The organism is Streptomyces sp. NPDC047042, assembly GCF_040644035.1.
Lineage (GTDB): Bacteria > Actinomycetota > Actinomycetes > Streptomycetales > Streptomycetaceae > Streptomyces.
This window is the reverse complement of the sequence record NZ_JBEYVP010000032.1, coordinates 36,639-54,448: the sequence shown is the minus strand read 5'-3', so window position 1 is coordinate 54,448 and position 17,810 is coordinate 36,639. Positions and strand designations below refer to the sequence as shown.

At 70.3% G+C, this 17,810-nt stretch carries 14 protein-coding genes and 1 pseudogene; 6 read left to right on the top strand and 9 right to left on the bottom strand.

Features of this window, described 5'->3' with window-relative positions; translation table 11 throughout:
- Positions 1-356: 356 nt before the first annotated feature.
- Positions 357-1,496 carry a helix-turn-helix domain-containing protein gene (locus ABZ855_RS32920; protein WP_360813150.1) on the bottom strand — a complete coding sequence of 380 codons (1,140 nt, stop codon included), beginning with the start codon at positions 1,494-1,496 and terminating at the stop codon, positions 357-359.
- A gap of 86 nt (positions 1,497-1,582) precedes the next feature.
- On the opposite strand from ABZ855_RS32920, the gene ABZ855_RS32915 reads away from it, so the two are divergent.
- Both ABZ855_RS32915 and ABZ855_RS32910 read left to right on the top strand, forming a co-directional pair.
- Positions 1,583-2,638 (top strand): ferredoxin reductase, encoded by a 1,056-nt coding sequence (locus ABZ855_RS32915; RefSeq protein WP_360813148.1) that lies wholly within the window; start codon positions 1,583-1,585, stop codon positions 2,636-2,638.
- A 7-nt stretch (positions 2,639-2,645) separates the two neighbouring features.
- Complete coding sequence (locus tag ABZ855_RS32910; RefSeq protein WP_360813146.1) at positions 2,646-3,764, top strand: acyl-CoA desaturase; 1,119 nt, start codon at positions 2,646-2,648, stop codon at positions 3,762-3,764.
- A gap of 113 nt (positions 3,765-3,877) precedes the next feature.
- On the opposite strand, the pseudogene ABZ855_RS32905 reads toward ABZ855_RS32910, so the two are convergent.
- Positions 3,878-4,027, bottom strand: a pseudogene (locus ABZ855_RS32905) (VOC family protein); the annotation flags it as partial.
- Between the two features lie 264 nt (positions 4,028-4,291).
- On the opposite strand from ABZ855_RS32905, the gene ABZ855_RS32900 reads away from it, so the two are divergent.
- Complete coding sequence (locus tag ABZ855_RS32900; RefSeq protein WP_360813144.1) at positions 4,292-5,260, top strand: RIO1 family regulatory kinase/ATPase; 969 nt, start codon at positions 4,292-4,294, stop codon at positions 5,258-5,260.
- A 101-nt stretch (positions 5,261-5,361) separates the two neighbouring features.
- Here ABZ855_RS32900 and ABZ855_RS32895 read toward each other — a convergent pair whose 3' ends face one another.
- The gene (locus ABZ855_RS32895; protein WP_360813142.1) at positions 5,362-6,501 is read right to left on the bottom strand and encodes a hypothetical protein; all 1,140 of its coding nucleotides are present in this window, start codon (positions 6,499-6,501) and stop codon (positions 5,362-5,364) included.
- Positions 6,502-6,723: 222 nt separating this feature from the next.
- Here ABZ855_RS32895 and ABZ855_RS32890 point away from each other — a divergent pair, with 222 nt between their 5' ends.
- On the top strand, positions 6,724-8,046 hold the full coding sequence (locus tag ABZ855_RS32890) for a HEAT repeat domain-containing protein (RefSeq protein WP_360813140.1): 1,323 nt from the start codon (positions 6,724-6,726) through the stop codon (positions 8,044-8,046).
- A gap of 19 nt (positions 8,047-8,065) precedes the next feature.
- On the opposite strand, the gene ABZ855_RS32885 is transcribed toward ABZ855_RS32890, so the two are convergent.
- From ABZ855_RS32885 to ABZ855_RS32870, 4 genes are all read right to left on the bottom strand, one after another.
- Positions 8,066-10,261 (bottom strand): DUF4157 domain-containing protein, encoded by a 2,196-nt coding sequence (locus ABZ855_RS32885; protein WP_360813138.1) that lies wholly within the window; start codon positions 10,259-10,261, stop codon positions 8,066-8,068.
- Between the two features lie 131 nt (positions 10,262-10,392).
- On the bottom strand, positions 10,393-11,076 hold the full coding sequence (locus ABZ855_RS32880; RefSeq protein WP_360813136.1) for a 3-oxoacid CoA-transferase subunit B: 684 nt from the start codon (positions 11,074-11,076) through the stop codon (positions 10,393-10,395).
- Positions 11,073-11,768 (bottom strand): 3-oxoacid CoA-transferase subunit A, encoded by a 696-nt coding sequence (locus tag ABZ855_RS32875; protein WP_360813134.1) that lies wholly within the window; start codon positions 11,766-11,768, stop codon positions 11,073-11,075. Before ABZ855_RS32875 ends, ABZ855_RS32880 begins: the two co-directional genes overlap by 4 nt.
- The gene (locus ABZ855_RS32870; protein WP_360813132.1) at positions 11,765-12,970 is read right to left on the bottom strand and encodes a thiolase family protein; all 1,206 of its coding nucleotides are present in this window, start codon (positions 12,968-12,970) and stop codon (positions 11,765-11,767) included. Before ABZ855_RS32870 ends, ABZ855_RS32875 begins: the two co-directional genes overlap by 4 nt.
- A gap of 71 nt (positions 12,971-13,041) precedes the next feature.
- Between ABZ855_RS32870 and ABZ855_RS32865 the strand changes: the two genes are divergently transcribed.
- Positions 13,042-13,923: a LysR substrate-binding domain-containing protein gene (locus tag ABZ855_RS32865; RefSeq protein WP_360813130.1), complete on the top strand. Its 882-nt coding sequence runs from the start codon at positions 13,042-13,044 to the stop codon at positions 13,921-13,923.
- Positions 13,924-13,989: 66 nt separating this feature from the next.
- On the opposite strand, the gene lpdA is transcribed toward ABZ855_RS32865, so the two are convergent.
- Both lpdA and ABZ855_RS32855 read right to left on the bottom strand, forming a co-directional pair.
- A complete protein-coding gene (lpdA, locus tag ABZ855_RS32860; RefSeq protein ID WP_360813128.1) occupies positions 13,990-15,402 on the bottom strand; it encodes a dihydrolipoyl dehydrogenase in 1,413 nt (470 codons plus the stop codon).
- Positions 15,403-15,548: 146 nt separating this feature from the next.
- The gene (locus ABZ855_RS32855; protein WP_360813260.1) at positions 15,549-16,772 is read right to left on the bottom strand and encodes a saccharopine dehydrogenase NADP-binding domain-containing protein; all 1,224 of its coding nucleotides are present in this window, start codon (positions 16,770-16,772) and stop codon (positions 15,549-15,551) included.
- 50 nt (positions 16,773-16,822) lie between these two features.
- Here ABZ855_RS32855 and ABZ855_RS32850 point away from each other — a divergent pair, with 50 nt between their 5' ends.
- Entirely contained in the window at positions 16,823-17,458 is a 636-nt protein-coding gene (locus ABZ855_RS32850) for a helix-turn-helix domain-containing protein (RefSeq protein ID WP_360813126.1), read from the top strand.
- Positions 17,459-17,810: the final 352 nt, after the last annotated feature.

The following is a 17,810-nucleotide window of genomic DNA, read 5'->3' as shown; positions in this document are numbered from 1 at the left end:
GGATCCGCCCGGGAGGCAGCGCGGCGGTGCCGTGGTCGAGGCGGGCCTGATGTCGTTGCGGCCAAGGGACTGAGTTCGGGCATCTCTGTCTCTGCGACGGGCGGTCCTGTGCGATTTCCGCGCTCGTCTGGTCGAAGGTGATGCGGCGGACCGGATGCCGCAGGTGATGCTCACGCGGCTGACTGAGGCGGGGCTGCTGAAATCCGGCGGGCGGCAGCGTACCGACAGTACGTATGTGCTGGCCTCGGCGCGACGCCTCAGTCGCCTGGAGCCGGCCGGGGAGAGCCTGCGCGCGGCCGCACAGGCCGCCCTCTCGAGAATTCCGCGGACGCGGTCGCGAGCGGTCGAGGAGCGCGTCAGGCAGCCCGGAGACCGACCGCCAGTGTCAGTTCAAGGACCCGCTGCGGCGACCCGAGATCCGGGAACAGCTCCCGCAGCTGTGACATGCGGTAGCGGACGGTCTGGGGATGGACGAACAGCGCCGCCGCCACCTCGTCCCGCCTGCCGTGGTGCAGCAGCCACGCGCGCAACGTCTCCTCCAGCCGCCGCGCGGTCGCCACCGGCAGGGTCCGCAGCGGTGCGAGGGCTCGGGCACGCAGATCTGCGAACGCGTCCATGTCGGCGCTCAGCACCAGTTCGGGCAGGTGGTCCTCGGTGTCGCGGATGTCGGAGGAGAGGGAGCGCGCGCGCAGGGCTCGTGCGTACGAGGCGGCCGCACGAGTCCATGGACGGGCCGGGCCGACCACGGCGTTGCGGTCGGTCAGCTGCCTCAGGAGGTGTGGCCGGTCGGCGTCGGGGACGAGCAGCACGCCGACGGCGTCCGGCAGATCGTCGAGGACGAGGGTGCCCGGGTCGAGCGTGCGGTAGGCGGGCCGGGCCTGGGCGGCGGGCAGCAGGACCGCGGTCAGTGAGACCGGAGGCTGCCACCCCGCCAGTTGAACGGAGGCCAGCAGCACGTCCGGGCTCGCGCCGGTGAGGAGATCACGGACCAGTTGTTCCAGGTGGCGCTCATGAGCCCGGCCCCTGGCGGCCAGCTCGTCGGCGTGGCCCGCGGCGCTCGCGGCGGAGAGCTCGTCGATGTAGGCGAAGGTCAGCTCGGCGAACTTGGCGACCTCGGCGGCGGGCAGACCCGCCGGAACGGCACCCGCGGCCAGGCATCGCCAGGCCACGCGGGCGCCGACCCGGTAGGCGCTGAGCAGGGCGTCCATCGAACGGCCGTCGCGCACCTCACCGCGGCCCAGCTCGTACGCGGCGTCACCCGCGTCGCCGCCCGTGGCGTTCCCGCTGGCGAGGTCCAGGTAGTGGCCCAGGGCGGTGCGGACGGCCCGGCGGATGGTGGCGCCCATGCGGCCCGAGAGTGCGTTGGCGTAGGGAGGGACCTCGTCGATGATCGCCTGGACGATCTCGTCGGCGGTGGACCTCAGCGCGGCCCGCAGTACGGTGACCGTCGTCTCATCCAGGGCCAGCTCGGTGGCCCTTCGCATCACATGGCTCATTTTTTGTTCCCTGCGAACAATTCGGCCGACCAGATTCACGTCCTGCGGACAGGACTTTACGCCCTGAGGCGCAGCAAGCTGGACTCATGACGAGTACAGCCCTCCGCACCAGGGCCTGGAAACTGCTGGAGATGGTCACGACGCCGCTGTTGCCGTCGGACTACCTCGACCTGGTCAGCCCGCTGCGCGCGGGCGCCGACCTGCGAGGGCGCATCGAGGCCGTTCGCCCCGAGACACGTGACGCCGCGACCATCGTGATCAGACCGGGACGGGGCTGGCGCGGGCACACGGCCGGTCAGTACGTGCGGATCGGGGTCGACGTGGACGGCGTGCGCCTGTGGCGTGCGTACTCGCTCACCTCGCCGACGAACCGCCGGGACGGCCGCGTCACGATCACCGTGAAGGCGATCCCGGACGGCAAGGTCAGCAACTACCTGGTCCGCAGGGCGCGACCGGGCACGCTGATCCACCTGGACCAGGCGACCGGGGACTTCGTACTGCCGGAGGCGAAGCCCGCCAAGGTGCTCTATCTGACGGCCGGCAGCGGTATCACCCCGGTGATGGGCATGCTGCGCGACCACGAGTTCGACGACGCCGTCATGATCCACTCGGCGCCGCAGCCGCAGGACGTGATCTTCCGCCACGATCTGCACGACCTGGTCGCGGACAGGAAGCTGCGTCTCGTAGAGCTGCACACCGAGACCGACGGCATGCTCGACATCACCCGTCTCGACGAACTCGTGCCCGACTGGGCCGAGCGCGAGACCTGGGCCTGCGGGCCCGCGGGCCTGCTCGACGCCGCCGAAAAGCACTGGGCCGAGTACGGCGTCCCGGAGCGCCTGCACACCGAACGCTTCCGCCCCACCGTCGTCGCCACCGGCGACGGTGGCGAGGTCACGTTCAGTACCACCGGCAAGACCGTCGACGCGGACGGCGCCACGCCGTTGCTGGACGTCGGCGAGGAGGCCGGGGTGCTGATGCCCTCCGGGTGCCGCATGGGCATCTGCTTCGGCTGCGTCACACCGCTCAAGGCGGGCGCCGTCCGCGACCTGCGCACCGGCGAGATCACCGAGGCCGAGCCGGGCGTCCTCATCCAGACCTGTGTGTCCGCCGCGGCGGGCCCCTGCGACATCGAACGGTAGGAACACCTTGACCGCCATCGACCCCACCGCCCACCTGACCGCGGAGCAGATCGAGGAACTCGGCCGAGAGCTGGACGCGATCCGCGACGAGGTGATCGCCAGCCGTGGTGAGAAGGACGCCGCCTACATCCGCAAGGTCATCTCGGCGCAGCGCAAGCTCGAGCTGGTCAGCAGGGGTGTCCTGTTGTTCTCGATCTTCCCGCCCGCGTGGCTGATCGGTACCGCCGGTCTGTCCGTGGCGAAGATCATGGACAACATGGAGATCGGCCACAACATCCTGCACGGCCAGTGGGACTGGATGCGGGACCCGAAGATCCACTCCACCGCCTGGGAATGGGATCACGTCTCGCCGGCCGACCAGTGGAAGCACTCGCACAACGAGCTGCACCACACGTACACCAACGTGATCGGCAAGGACAACGACCTCGGCTACGGCATCATGCGCGTCGACGAGGACCAGAGGTGGTACCCGTTCCACCTCGGCCAGCCGCTGTGGAACTTCATCAACGCCTGCTTCTTCGAGTACGGCATCGCCGCGTACGACCTGGAACTCGGCAAGAACCTGCGCAAGAGCCGCCGCAAGAACCCGGAGTTCCGGGCGCGGGCCAGGGCCGTGGGCCGCAAGATCCGCAAGCAGGTGCTCAAGGACTACGTGATCCACCCGCTGCTGTCGGGCCCGTCGTTCCTTCCCACGCTCGCCGCCACGTTCACGGCGAACCTGGTCCGCAACGTCTGGTCCCACTCGGTGATCATGTGCGGGCACTTCCCCGAGGGCGTGCAGGTCTTCGAGCGCCGGTCGATCAAGGGCGAGACGCGCGGCCAGTGGTACCTGCGCCAGATGATGGGCTCGGCGAACATCAGCGGCAGCAAGGCCATGCACTTCATGACCGGCAACCTGTCCCACCAGATCGAGCACCACCTCTTCCCGGACCTGCCGAGCAACCGGTACGCCGAGGTCGCCGTGAAGGTGCGCGCGTTGTTCGAGAAGTACGAGCTGGAGTACGTCAGCGGGCCGCTGCCCAAGCAGGTGTTCTCCGCGTGGCACAAGGTCTTCCGGCTCTCGCTGCCGAACAAGAAGCCCAAGGAGACGACGCCGGACCGCGAGCGCGAGCTCGTCGCGGCCTGACAGCCGGACCGCGACAAGTACACCGGGGTGAGCCGGCGGCGGCACAAGCCGCCACCGGCGGCGACGCCCCGGTCTCCCCACCGTCACCGTCCGGCTGCTCACCGTCCGGCTGCTCAGCTCAGTTGCTCGGCCAGTCCGACAACGATGCCCTCCGGTCCGCAGACGTAGCAGAGCAGACAGCTGTCCTCGAACCGGGCGATCCCGCCGAGGAGTTCGGCGCCATGAGGGCGCAGTCGGGCAACGGTGTCCTCGATGTCGTCGACCCCCTGGAACAGACGCACCGGCCAGACGCCACCACCGGGAGTGAACTGTCTGCGGCCTCAACAGGTTCAGGCGCGTCGGCTGAGCTGGAGCCCGTAAATCACCTTCCGCTTTATTCAGTTGCCGTTCCTTGTGTCCGGCCCTCACCATGGGCGCGACACCGGGAGCCGCCCGGTGCTCCACGAGAGGAGGCACGACCGTGACCACGACTGTCCTCGGCCTGCCCGCAGACCGCTTCCGTCTCACCTCATGGAGCACCTCCAGCGATGTCTCACGACAATCTCTCGCAGCACCCGCAGCACCTTCAGAACCTTCAGCGCCCTGAACACCCGGCGTTTCCTGACGCCTTCGGCGGCGACGGCCACCGGCACATCGCGCCGTCGGACGACCTGAGCGACGTCGACCCACGGTTCGTCTTCGACTTCCATGCCTACGACGACGAGCTCGAGGACGGCCAGCGCTGGTCGACCTGGCTCAGCGTCGAACCCCTCAGCCGCGGCCCCGAGCCTCTCCCGGACTGGGTGGTGACCTCGCAGGGCGCGATCGACACCGAGCTCGGTGTCCTCAAGACCGGCAAGGAGGCCGACGTCCACCTCGTCGAGCGCTCCGACCCGCTCGACCCCGCTGCCGGCGTGGTCATGGCCGCCAAGCGGTACCGCTCCCCCGAGCACCGCAGCTTCCACCGCGCCGCGTCCTACACCGAGGGCCGCTCGATGAAGCGCTCACGGGACGAGCGGGCCGTCAAGCGCAAGAGCACCTTCGGGCGGCAGGTCGCGGCCGGTGAGTGGGCGGTGTCCGAGTGGGGTGCGCTGGTGCGGTTCTGGAATCTCGGGTTGCCGGTCCCCTACCCGGTCCAGATCGACGGCACCGAGATCCTGATGGAGTGGATCACCGTCGTCGACGAGGACGGCACCGTCCAAACCGCACCCCGACTCGCCCAGACCCGGCCCTCACCCGAGCTGCTGGCGGCGTACTTCGAGCAGCTCACCGACGCGCTCGCGACGATGGTGCAGAACGGGGTCGTGCACGGCGACCTCTCGGCGTACAACATCCTGGCGGCGGGTGAGCGGCTGGTCGTCATCGACCTGCCGCAGATCGTCGACCTGGTCGGCAATCTCAACGGGATGGGCTTCCTCCAGCGTGACTGCGCCAACATCTGCGGCTGGTTCCGCTCGCGGGGCCTCGATGTCGACGAGGAAGCGCTGTTCGCGGAGCTGATGGCGCACGCCTTCTGAACCCTGGCGTGGTGCAGGTCGGGTGGCCGACCGGCCTCGACTGCGGGTCGAGGCCGGCGCCACTCCACGAGGCCGCCAACTCGCTTTCCAGGAACGTGGGTTCAGCGAGTCGAACGCTGGATCAGTTCGTACTGGGCCGAGGTGGACTCTCCGACGATCTGTGAGTAGTTGCCGACCGACCAGAACTTTCCGGCGCGGCCTGTCGGCGCCAGGGCCTCGATGTCGTACGCCTGGGTCTGGCCGCCGGGGACGGCGTCACCCGCCACTGAGGTCCAGACGCCGCCGCGCAGGCGCCAGTAGAGGGCAGTGCCCTCGTAGCCGTACGGGTCGCCGGAGACCCAGACGGTGCCCTTGCCGTCGCCGGTGATGGCATTGGCCCACAGTCCGTCGACCGGCCCGGTGACATCCCGCCAGGTGCGGCCGTTCCAGTGCAGCACGCGGGTCTTCTGCGGTTCGTCCTCGACGTACGGGGCCAGGGCGGTGACCCAGACGCTGCGGGCGGACTCCTGGTACACGGCCGTGGCCAGAAGGTCGTTGCCGGCGGGCGCGGTCTCGGTCCACGTCCGGCCGTCCCAGTGCATGAGCACGGACCGGCTGGGCCGGCCCGCGTACGCGAACTGCCCGACCGCCCACGCGTCGTGGGAGGTGCGCGCCTCGATGGCGTTGATGAAGAGACCGGCCGGGAGGGGTGTGCTCTGCCAGACGCCGTGGGCGTAAGTGTTGATCGCGGTGTCGCTCACGAGCCAGACCCGGCCGGGGGCGGCGGCGAGTTTCGCGTTGCCGTAGCCCTTCTCCTCGGGCAGCGGCGCCTCCTTCCACTGCTTGCCGTCGAAGTGCGCCAGCGTCTCGCCCTGCTGGTCCCAGCCGTACGCCCACACATCGCGCGCGGACACTCCGTCCACGGCATGCCATACGCCGGTCTGTCCCACGCCGGGGGTCGACTCCCGCTGCCAGGAGCTGCCGTTCCAGCGCAGGATCACGCCCTGGCCGACCGAGCTGACCCACTGGATTCCCACCGCCCAGGCGTCGTTCGGGCCGACGGATGCGATGTCGAAGAGCGCGGACTCCTTGAGTGTCCCTGCCAGAGAGGTGTGCCAAGCCGGAGCCGAGGTCCGGGCGGCGGCGGGTGGTGCGACGGAAGCCGGAACGTCCGCCGCGGAGACGGCGGCCGGCGCGACGGTCACGGTCGCCCCCGTGAGCGCCGAGACGACCGCGATCTTCAGATAGGTGCCTGTCTTCATGACTGCTCCCCGTTGTCAGCGAGGGTGCCCCCGTGAACCCTGTGAGCCGCCCCCGTCACTGCCCGCTCACTCATGAGACCGTCCGCTCGGCCGGAGGGTTGTATCAGCGGCACGCGTAAATCGGCACGGCAGCTGAAAAGCACGAAGGGCCGGTGGAGATTGTGGGATCATCGGCCGCATGATCGAAACTTCAACGCGGAAGGGCGACCACCGCCCCGCCCGATGACATGGCCGGACGAGGCCGTGGCCGACGGTACCGCCACGGCGCCCGCCCACCCTTCCCGTGTCGCGCTCTTCGAGGCCGTACGCGCCGACCGCACCGGCCCCGTCGCCACCCGGCTGCTCCAACTCGCGCACGCGGACAGCCCCTTCGTGCGCCGCGAGGCCCTGGACCTCCTCGGCTCCATGGCCCGCGAGCGGCCCTGGCCAGAGGCGGTCAACGCGGCAGAGGCCCGGCTCAGTGACCCCGCCGACGAGGTGCGGCGCCGAGCCGCGTGCATCTTCGGTCGCTGCGGGCAGCCCGGCCCGGTTCTGTCGGCCCTCGTCGAACTCGCCGATCCTGTCGTACGGACCATCCTGGCCAGGGCACTTGGTCCGGCCGCCGCCCACCTGACGGACGATGACCTCGCGTCGGTCCGCTTCCTCGCGCACCTGGAAACTCTGCGGTCGGCGCCACCCACGCGATGGCGCGCCCTGGACGCCGCGCTCCTCCACGACGCCAGGGAGGCTGCCCACCACCTGGCGGACGCCGGGCAGCTCTGGGGGCAGGCCCTGTACAGGCTGAGGCGCGAGCAGGACACGTACGTCCTTGTGGCCCGGCTCCTCGCCGATCCCGCCACCCGGGACATCGGCGCCGAGCTGGCCCGCGAGGCGTGCCACGGCTGGCGGGCGGCCCCGACCAGGCTGCTGCCGCTCCTCCTCCGCTGCTACCGCCAGAGGCCCACGCCCGCTCTCGACGCGGCGATCGTGACAGCCTCGATCTCCGAGGCAGCGAGGCGGACGCACGGCGCACTCCTCAACGAAGTCCACCGCGCGCCGTCCCCGAGGGCCCGCCGCCGGCCGTCCGCCGCGCCGGTGTACGACAATGCGTCCGCCGCCGCGCTCCTCGCCGCCAAGCCTGTGGGCATTACCCGCCTCGCTCACGCCCCCGAGATTTTCGCTGCCCTGCTGGACGCCGGTCCGCTGTCCTTCCGGCAGGCGGCGCAGTTGTACAACCTGACCTTTCGTCACCCCGGGCGCTCGCAAGCGGAGTGCGCCCCGTTGTGGCTGCGGCACGCCGGTCCGTCCGCGGGCCCCCGGGTGCTCGCGCTCATGACGCCGCAGCTGGCCGACTACGGGTTCGGCGAGTACTACCTGGCCGGTCTCGCCCGGCTGGGCGCCCACGCGCGCCCCGCGCTATCGGCCGTGACGGTGCTGATCGACCGGCGTACCCGTATCCCCGTCAACGACTCCACCCGCGACGCCGAGATGAGACTGGACGAAGGCCTGCTGGCCGCCGCTCTCGGCACGCGCCGGGCGATCCTCGGCCGGGCCTCTCCCTGCTAGCCGCTGTTCACAGCGCGCGCTATCCCCTCCCCTTCTCGTACTTGAGGGGCTTTCCCTCGTTCAGGCGCTGGATCAGGTCGTAGGCGGCGAGGGCGAGAGGCATGAGGTCAGCGGTGCGCAGGTCCGCCTTCATCCTGCGCAGCTCGGCGACCAGGGCGACCTCCTCCTTGCCCGACCTGCCCACCCTGTCGTCCACCGAACCGAGCGCGCCGAGCGAGCCGTGGATGTGGTCCCAGTCGTCCTTGCGGTCGCCGACCTGGTTCTTCTCCGCCTCGGTCAGATGCTTGTAGTTCCGCAGCAGGTCCTTGCCGACTGGTATGCCCTTGAGCCATTCGGCGCGGGTCAGCGGAATCTGCCGCTGCTCGCGATGGCCGGCGTCCCCGTGCTCGACGGGCCCGGAGTACAGCTGCTCGTTCCCGTGCTCCGGGAAACCGCTCGCCTTCAGGGCGAACGCGGCGAACTTGTCCGGGTCCTTGCGGAAGTACATGCGCAGTGGATGGGGCAGCAGCGTGAAGTTGTGGGCGAAGGAGGTCCGGGACATGAATCCGCCCGCGATCGACTTGGAGTTCGGATTGATCTCCAGATCGGCACCGTAGGAGAGATAGCTGCCGATCAGGGTGATCAGTCCGACCAGCCCGTCCGTCGACTCGCCCCGGGTGCTTTCCTGCGGAAGCCTCTTGGCCTCTTCCTCGGCCGACCGACGGATGCTGTTGGCGGTGCCGACGGTGGTCCGGTGCAGATCCTGCTTGGCCTCCCTGCGCCGTTCGTGGGCGGACCGCCCCAGGATGTGGGGAGCCTTGTCCGGTACCTGGAGGTACTCCAGCAGCCGGGGCAGCTCGTCCAGCTTGAAACCGCCGGTCATCTGGGGCTCGTAGAGGAGCGCGCCGCGCAGCGGGAACACCATGAACCCGGGGCTCCCCTGGAAACCTTCGACCTGGACGTCCTCGAGCAGGAAGGACTCCTCGTTCTGCCGCGCGTCCATGGCGGCCGAGACCCGGGTGATCGCGCCCATCACCTCGACGACGTCGTCCCTCGTGCTCAGCGGATCGGTCACCCACTCCAGGGCCGAGCCGCCTGTCGGGCTGACGTCCGAGGTGAGCCGGTAGTTCCTGCCGCCGCCGACACTGCCCATCTTGGGGACGTCCCGGCCGCGGATGGGGGTCTCCCGGATCAGCTTCTTGCCGAGCAGCGGGAGTTCGACGGCGGTCATGAGCTGGTCGTACTCATGGGAGGCCTCCTGCCGCAGCCGTCCGAGCCGCACCCTGCCCCCGGCGGTGAGCTGGTACTCGTCGGGGTTGCCCCCGGCCACGGGGGCGAGCCACCTGCTCTTCAGCTCCGCTGCCGACATGGCCTTTTCGGTATCGTCCAGGAGCTCGACGTGATATCGCCGGTCGGCGATCGTCGCCAACACCTGCGCGCCCCGGACCGCGTCGCGCTCCGAGACCTCGTTCTGGTAGTTCTGCTCGTCCTCCGCAGTCAGGTTGTTGTGATCGCGTACACGCCACTGCGACTCGAACTCGAAGCCCACTCGGCGCTGGATCGCCGCGCGGTGGACGCCGTCGCCCTCGTGCTCCCCGCCGTCCGCGGCGCAGCGGTGGACGCTCTGGCCGCGGGCCACCCGGGCGCCGACGTCGGACGCCTCCCGCTCCCAGCTGCCGTCCGGGTCGCTGAGGCCCGCGGGGGCGTCGCGCTGGGTGGTGTGGTGGATCTCGTGGGCCATCGTCTCGACATCGCGCAGGACGCTCGCGCTCTGGACGACTATGTTGCTGCCGACGGTGTACGCCTTGGCGTCGATGCTCGCGGCGGCCTGCTGGTCGACCGAGACCCTGACATGGTCGAGCGTGGTACCGAAGGCCTTCTCCATGGTCGTACGGACACCGTCCGGCAGTCGGCTGCCGCCACGCCCGGCCGTTCTCGCTGCCTCCCGCACGGCACCGGGCCGGCTCGCGTCACCGCCTCCGAGAGCCTGCACGGCGCTGTGGCCCTGGTCGGCGCCCACGCCATCCTGTTCGCGCGCGATCATGCGTGCGACGGCCGCGTTCCCGATCGCTGGTTGCAGGGCACCGGGCGAACCGGCCCGGAGCGGTCTGCGGCGCCCGGTGGCGGTCGTGGCGGTCGTGGCGGGAATCGTGCCGGGGCTGCGAACGGAGGTCTGTGGCTTGGTCTGTTCGCGGTCGGGGGCCGTGTTCCGTCGAGACTCCGTGGTACGCCGCATGGAGGATTCCGTTCGAACGAGATCTCTTACATCGCCTCAGAACGCGACTCTGCCCCAGGAACCGCCGGGAGGGAAGGGCAAAGTGACCGGACCACGGGCCAACGCACGTTGCCCGAACGGTCAGTCGCGGATCAGCCGAGGTCCGCCATACCCAGGCGCTCGGCGAGTTCGCGGGCGCTGATGCCGTACGTCTCCCGGATGCGCATGCCGTCGGCGCCGACGTCGAAGACGCCCCAGTCCGTGTAGACACGGCTGACGCAGCCCACGCCGGTGAGCGGGTAGGTGCAGTGGGGTACGAGCTTGGGCTCACCGGAGCGGGTGAAGAGCGTCATCATCACGTAGACGTCCTTGGCGCCGATGGCGAGGTCCATGGCCCCGCCGACGGCGGGGATGTCGTCGGGCCTGCCGGTGTGCCAGTTGGCGAGGTCGCCGTTGACAGCGACCTGGTACGCCCCGAGGACGCAGACGTCGAGGTGTCCGCCGCGCATCATCGCGAAGGAGTCCGCGTGATGGAAGTACGACGCCCCCGGCAGCTCGGTCACCGGTACCTTGCCGGCGTTGGTCAGGTCGGGGTCGACCTCGTCGCCCTCGGCCTTCGGGCCCATGTTGAGCATGCCGTTCTCGGTGTGCAGTACCACTCCGGAGCCGGCCGGCAGATGGTCGGCGATCTTGGTGGGCTGTCCGATGCCGAGGTTGACGAAGGAACCGGACGGGATGTCGCGTGCGATGACGGCGGCCAGTTCGTCCATGGAGAACTGATGGTCGGCGCTCGTCGGTGCCCCGGCGTGTGCGCGATCGCTCGACGTGGTGGTCATCGTGCCCCCTGGACGGTGTAGTGACGGGCCTTCACCTGGACGACCCGGTCGACGTAGATGGACGGGGTGACGACGGCCTCGGGGTCGAGCGTCCCGGGCTCGACGACCTTGTCCACCTGGACGACGGTCGTCGTCGCGGCCGTGGCCATGACCGGTCCGAAGTTGCGGGCGGTCCTGCGGTAGACGAGGTTGCCCAGGGTGTCCGCCGTATGCGCGCCGATCAGCGCGTAGTCGCCCTTGATGGGGTACTCCAGCAGGTACTTGCGGCCGTCGATCTCCCGCTCCTCCTTGCCCTCGGCCAGCGGTGTGCCGACCGCGGTCGGGCAGTAGAACGCGCCGATGCCGGCGCCGGCCGCGCGCAGCCGTTCGGCGAGGTTGCCTTGTGGCACGACTTCGAGCTCGACCTTCCCCTCGCGGTAGAGGCCGTCGAAGACATACGAGTCGGCCTGTCGAGGAAAGGAGCAGAGCACCTTGCGCACCCGGCCGGCGGCCAGCAGCGCGGCCAGTCCGACCTCGCCGTTGCCGGCGTTGTTGGACACGATGGTGAGGTCCTTCGCGCCCTGCCGGATGAGCGCGTCGATCAGATCGAACGGCATTCCGGCCAGGCCGAAGCCCCCGACGAGGACGGTGGAGCCGTCCTGGATCCCGGCGACCGCCGCATCAGCGCTCTCGACGATCTCCGCCCTGCTCATCGGCCCGCCCCGGTGACATCGCAGTTCTCGAGTACGACGGCCAGGCCCTGACCGACCCCGATGCAGATCGCGGCGACGCCGTAGCGCTGCCCTGTCTCGCGCAGCACCTTGGCGAGGGTGGCGAGGATCCGGCCGCCCGAGGCGCCCAGCGGGTGCCCGATCGCGATGGCACCGCCCTTCTGGTTCACGATGCCCGGGTCGATCTTCCACGCGTCGACGCAGGCCAGCGACTGGACGGCGAAGGCCTCGTTGAGCTCGACCGCGCCCACCTGGTCCCAGCCGATCCCGGCCCTGGCCAGCGCACGGTTCGCGGCCTCGACCGGGGCATAGCCGAAGGCCTGCGGCTCCAGTGCCATCACGCCGCGACCAGCGATACGGGCGACCGGCTCGGCCCCGATCGTGGCGGCGGCCCGCTCACTGCCCAACAGCACCGCCGACGCACCGTCGTTGAGCGGGCTGGCGTTGCCCGCCGTGATCGTGCCGCCCTGCTCCGGCGTACGGAAGGAGGTCTTGAGACCGGCGAGCACGTCGGGTGTGGATCCGGCTCGGATGCTCTCGTCGCGGGTCAGGGCGACGCCTTCGACCGGTGTCACCAGATCGTCGTAGAAGCCCGATTCCCATGCCTCGTGGGCGAGTCGGTGGGAGCGGGCGGCGAACTCGTCCTGGCGCTCGCGGGAGATCCCGAAGCGGTCCTGGAGCTGTTCGTTGGCCTCGCCAAGGGCGACCGTCCACTCCTTCGGCATGCGTGGGTTGACCAGGCGCCAGCCGAGCGTGGTCGAGACCGCGGTGACATCGCCGGCCGGGAACGGCTTGGCCGACTTGGGCAGCACCCAAGGCGCCCGTGTCATCGACTCCACACCGCCGGTCAGCACCACCTCGGCGTCGCCGGACTCGATCGTCCGGCTCGCCGCCATCGCCGCGTCGAGGCTCGATCCGCACAGCCGGTTGACCGTGGTGCCGGGCACGCTCACCGGGAGCCCGGCGAGCAGCGCGGCCATCCGGCCGACGTTGCGGTTCTCCTCGCCGGCGCCGTTGGCGTTGCCCCACACCACGTCGTCGATCGCGGCGGGGTCCAGTTCCGGGACCCCGGCGAGCGTCGAGGTGATCGCGGCAGCGGCGAGGTCGTCGGGTCGGACACCGGCCAGCGCGCCGTTGAAGCGGCCGAACGGGGTTCGCGTCGCGGCGTAGATGAAAGCACTCATGACAACGACGCTAGCCCCGGGCCACAATATTCTGAAGTACACATATCTGCGCCGATTGATACGGACGACATATGGATCTGCGTCACCTGCGGTACTTCGTGGCGGTGGCCGAGGAGCTCCACTTCGGTCGCGCCGCCGAGCGGCTCCACATGGCCCAGCCGCCGCTCTCCCAGCAGATCCGCCAGCTGGAGGCCGAGCTCGGGGTCGATCTGCTCCATCGAACCACCCGGCGCGTCGACCTCACCGAGGCCGGGCGGGCGTACCTGGAGCGGGCGCGCGCGATCCTCGCCGACATCGACGAGGCCACCCATCACGCACGCCGGGTCGCCGCCGGTACGGTCGGCCATCTCGCGATCGGGTGCGTGGGATCGGCGACGTACAGCCTTCTGCCCGCGCTCTCCCGACGGCTCTCGGAGGAGCTTCCCGGCGTCGACTTCGCCTTCCGCGGCGAGATGCTCGCGCCCGACCAGGTCGAGGCGCTGCGCACCGGCGCGATCGACGTCGCGCTGCTGCGTCCGCCCGCGGCCGACCTCTCCCTCACGGTGCACACCCTGCGGCGGGACCGGCTCGTCGTCGCCGTACCGGTGGACCATCCGCTGGCCCGCCGGAAACGACTGCGCGCCGCGGACCTCGCGGGTGCGGATCTGATCGTGCACTCCGCCGACCGCCGGTCGGTGATGTACGACGTCGTCCTGGGCCTCCTGCGTGACGCCGGTGTCGAGCCGCACATCCGGCACGAGGTCGGCGAGACCTCGACGCTGGTCACGCTCGTGGCCGGCGGACTCGGCGTAGCGGTCGTACCCGAACCCGTGACCGCGCTCGCGCTCGACGGGGTCGCCTACCTCCCCCTGACCGGGGCGGACGCCCGCGTGGAGCTGGCGGTCGCCCACCGCGCGGACCGTGCGGAGCCCCACCTGGCCCGAACCGTGGGGATCATCCGCGCGACGGTGTGAGACATCGCCGTCAGTGAGGAGGCACCGGCGCCCGGCCCCCGTGCGCACGGGGGCCGGGGCCTCGCGCTACATGTTGATCATGTGGCCGGCGAGGCCGTGGAGCGCTTCCTTGACCGCTTCGCCGAGAGTGGGGTGGGCGTGGACGTTGCGGGCGAGTTCGTGGACCGTGAGGTCCCACTGCTGGGCCAGGGTCAGCTCGGGGAGGAGTTCGGTGACGTCCGGGCCGATGAGGTGGCCGCCCAGGAGCTCGCCGTACTTGGCGTCGCTGATCAGCTTCACGAAGCCGGTCGCGTCGCCCAGGCCGTGGGCCTTCGCGTTCGCGGTGAAGGGGAACTTGGCGATCTGGACGTCGTAGCCCTTCTCCCTCGCCTGCGCCTCGGTGTAGCCGAAGCTGGCGATCTGCGGCTGGCAGAAGGTGGAGCGCGGGATCATCACGTAGTCCAGTTCCATGGTCTCCGCGTCCGCGATCGTCTCGGCGGCGACCATGCCCATCGCCTCGGCGGCGTGGGCGAGCATCAGCTTCGCGGTGACGTCGCCGATGGCGTAGATGTGCGGGACGGACGTACGGCAGCGGCCGTCGACGTCGATCGCGCCGCGCTCGGTGACACGTACGCCGGTGTTCTCCAGGCCGTAGCCGGTGATGTTCGGGGCGAAGCCGATGGCCTGCAGGACCTTGTCGGCCTCCAGGACCTGCTGGGCGCCGTCCTTGCCGGTGACGGTGACCCGGACCTGCGGGCCGGACTCGTCGATCGACTCGACGCGGGTCGAGGTGAGGACGTCGATGCCCAACTTCCGGTACTGCTTGGCCAGTTCGGCGGAGACCTCGGCGTCCTCCAGCGGGGCGATCCGGTCCAGGAACTCGACGATGGTGACCTGCACGCCGTAGTTGCGCAGGATGTAGGCGAACTCGACACCGATGGCCCCGGCACCCGCGATCACGATCGACTGGGGGAGGTCGTCGGCGAGGATCTGCTCCTCGAACGTCACCACACGCGACGTGCGGCGGGTGCCGGGCAGCAGCTTGGGAGTCGCTCCGGCGGCGATGATGCAGTGCTCGAAGCCGATGGTGCGGGTGTTGCCCTCGTAGTCGGCCACCTGGAGGGTGTGCGGGTCGAGGAAGGTGCCGCGACCGCTGACCTCCGTGATCTTGTTCTTCTTCATCAGATAGTGGACGCCCTTGACCCGGCCGTCCGCGACCTTCCGGCTGCGGCTGAAGGCCTCGCCATAGTCGAAGGAGACCTCCCCGTCCACCTTGATGCCGAAGGTCTTCGCCTCGCGCGTGAAGATGTGCGCGAGCTCGGCGTTGCGCAGCAGGGCCTTGGTGGGGATACAGCCCACGTTCAGACAGACGCCGCCCCAGTACTTCTCCTCGACGACCGCTACGCGCTTGCCCAGTTGGGCGGCCCGGATGGCGGCTACGTACCCGCCGGGACCCGCACCGAGAACGACGACGTCGAAGCGCTCACCCTGCTCGTCCATGGACGGCTTCCTTTCCGCTGGGGCGGCCGGTCCCGGCGAGGGGCCGGCCCGCTCCCGATCGAACAATCTCTGTTAACCAACTGCACAACGGTTCTCCGGGCGTTCGTTTCAGCGCCCCGGCGCCGTGATCTATGCCCGTTCAGCCATCATCGGCGGTGGGCCGCCGCCCCGTCGACTTCGTGCACTCCGGCCTCGGCGGCGCCGAGCTTGAGGGTCTCTAGCCCGAAAGCGGCGACGGGGCCGTGCGCACCGGGCTTGAGGACGGTATCCGGGCTGGCCGCGTGGACGGCTCCCCAGGCCAGGAGCGCTCCCGTCATCTCGTACGGATCGGGTCCGGTGAGTGCCGTCACGGCCAGGGGCCGGCCGTGGCCGTCGCGGGCGACGGCGATCACCAGGGAACGGCCGTCGGTGTCGGGCTCGCGCTGCGATCCCGGGAGCTTCTCGGACCAGCGTGCCAGCGCCGCCCGTACCCTCGCCGAGCGCAGCAGGGGTGCCTGGATCGTGGCGGCGAGCTGTACCGGGCGGGTCCACCGCCCGAACCAGCCGAGGCCCACCTCGACGCTCTCCAGCTGCGGGAAGACCTCCGGCAGTCCCAGATGCTCCGTGCCCGGGACGGTCATCGCCGTTCGTTTCACGCCGCCGTAGTGGAAGGTCCGCACCCGCTTGCCCGTGCGCTCGTCGACCACCCGGGCGGCGGCCCAGGGGCGCGGGCTGCGGAAGGCGAACCCGTCCTCGGCCGCCGCACCGACGAGCGTCTGACGGGTGCCTCCCGTGGTCAGGGTGAAGGAGTCGCGCAGGGTGCTGCGGTAGAGCAGCTCGTCCCCGTGTCCGGAACGGGTGATGAAATAGCCGGCCTCGACGTGGCGTGCCCGCTCGCCCGCCCGGGTCAGGGCGAGGGCGCCGGCGAGGTTGCCCGGCACGTAGTCGTACCCGAACGCGGGCACGAGGGTCGCGCCACGGACGGACGCGACGGCGTCCAGCTCGAAAAGCACGCGGCGGGCGAAGTTCCCCTCCCCCGTCGAGTCGAAATAGTGTGCCCCCGCCCGCGCGGCGGCCGTGGCCGTGGCCATGCCGAGCCGCATGAAGGGCCCGATCGTGGAGAGCACGACATCGGTGGGCTCCAGGAGGCGCGTGAGGTCGGCCGTCGACGTGACGTCGACCTCGGCCACCGGCAGGTCCGCCTCGAAGCGGTCGGCCAGGGCCAGCATCCTGGTCCGGCTCCGCCCGACCAAGGTCGGCTTCTCCCCTCGCGCGAGCAATTCCCGGAGCACACGTTGCCCGGTGTACCCCGTCGCGCCCAGCAGCACGATCCTGCGCTTCTCCACGGCTTCGCCTGTCTTCCGGAGGACACTGTCCGACGTCCATCGAATGACTTCGAGTCATTCACTGACCTCAGGTCATCGAATATACGATGGTGCGCATGCGAGGGCCAAACCGACGACAGATGTACGCGGAGCAGACCCGGGCGGACCTGGTGACGGCCGCTCGGAAGCTGTTCGTGGACAACGGGTTCGCCGAGACGTCGGTCGAGGCGATCACCGGGGCGGCGCTGGTGAGCAAGGGCACCTTCTACCACCACTTCCCGGACAAGAAGGCGATGTTCGCCGAGCTCTACACCGAGCTGCTTGAGCAGGTCGGCGTCCTGGGCGACGCGACGCGCGAAACGATCTGTGCCGCGGCACCCGGCGTGCCCGCCATGGACGCGGTGGACGACCTCACGCACGCCTTCCTGAGGCGGACCATCGACGACCCTCTGCACCGGGAACTGATGGTTCAGGCACCCTCGGTCCTGGGCGGCCTGTACCGGCACATCAACGACACCGTCGCCCAGCCACCGATCGAACGGCTGCTGACCGCGCTGGCCGAACGCGGTGAACTGCGACCCGAGGTGCCCATCACCACGGTCGCCCGGCTGCTGCTGGCCGGCCTGTGCGAGGGCAACCAGATCATCGCCGCCGCACCGGACAGGGAGGACGCCCTGACCATGACGTTCCGTGCGATCACCCTGATGATGTCGGGCCTGGCGGCCGAGGCCGGCGGCAGCCTCCGCGGCTGAGCCCGCCCGGGCGCGGTCGACCGCCCCCAACTTGGCCGTTCGCCTCGGACCTACGGCCACTCCCTACCGCGCAGCGAGGACGCCCTGACCAGGAACCTTCCGTCCCATCACCCTGCCGATGCCGGGCCCGACGGCCGAGGCCGACGGCAGCCTCCGCGGCTGAGCCCGCCCGGGCGCGGTCGACCACCCCCAGCTGGGCCGTTCACCTCGGACCTACGGCCACTCCCTACCGCGCAGCGAGGACGCCCTGACCAGGACCTTCCGTCCCATCACCCTGCCGATGCCGGGCCCGACGGCCGAGGCCGACGGCAGCCTCCGCGGCTGAGCCCGCCCGGGCGCGGTCGACCACCCC

What these genes read in the sequence shown, in the direction of transcription:
- ABZ855_RS32920 (WP_360813150.1), bottom strand. Translation starts at nt 1,496, where the DNA reads ATGAGCCATGTGATGCGAAGGGCCACCGAGCTGGCCCTGGATGAGACG.
- ABZ855_RS32915 (WP_360813148.1), top strand. Translation starts at nt 1,583, where the DNA reads ATGACGAGTACAGCCCTCCGCACCAGGGCCTGGAAACTGCTGGAGATG.
- ABZ855_RS32900 (WP_360813144.1), top strand. Translation starts at nt 4,292, where the DNA reads ATGTCTCACGACAATCTCTCGCAGCACCCGCAGCACCTTCAGAACCTT.
- ABZ855_RS32895 (WP_360813142.1), bottom strand. Translation starts at nt 6,501, where the DNA reads ATGAAGACAGGCACCTATCTGAAGATCGCGGTCGTCTCGGCGCTCACG.
- ABZ855_RS32890 (WP_360813140.1), top strand. Translation starts at nt 6,724, where the DNA reads ATGACATGGCCGGACGAGGCCGTGGCCGACGGTACCGCCACGGCGCCC.
- ABZ855_RS32885 (WP_360813138.1), bottom strand. Translation starts at nt 10,261, where the DNA reads ATGCGGCGTACCACGGAGTCTCGACGGAACACGGCCCCCGACCGCGAA.
- ABZ855_RS32880 (WP_360813136.1), bottom strand. Translation starts at nt 11,076, where the DNA reads ATGACCACCACGTCGAGCGATCGCGCACACGCCGGGGCACCGACGAGC.
- ABZ855_RS32875 (WP_360813134.1), bottom strand. Translation starts at nt 11,768, where the DNA reads ATGAGCAGGGCGGAGATCGTCGAGAGCGCTGATGCGGCGGTCGCCGGG.
- ABZ855_RS32870 (WP_360813132.1), bottom strand. Translation starts at nt 12,970, where the DNA reads ATGAGTGCTTTCATCTACGCCGCGACGCGAACCCCGTTCGGCCGCTTC.
- ABZ855_RS32865 (WP_360813130.1), top strand. Translation starts at nt 13,042, where the DNA reads ATGGATCTGCGTCACCTGCGGTACTTCGTGGCGGTGGCCGAGGAGCTC.
- lpdA (WP_360813128.1), bottom strand. Translation starts at nt 15,402, where the DNA reads ATGGACGAGCAGGGTGAGCGCTTCGACGTCGTCGTTCTCGGTGCGGGT.
- ABZ855_RS32850 (WP_360813126.1), top strand. Translation starts at nt 16,823, where the DNA reads ATGCGAGGGCCAAACCGACGACAGATGTACGCGGAGCAGACCCGGGCG.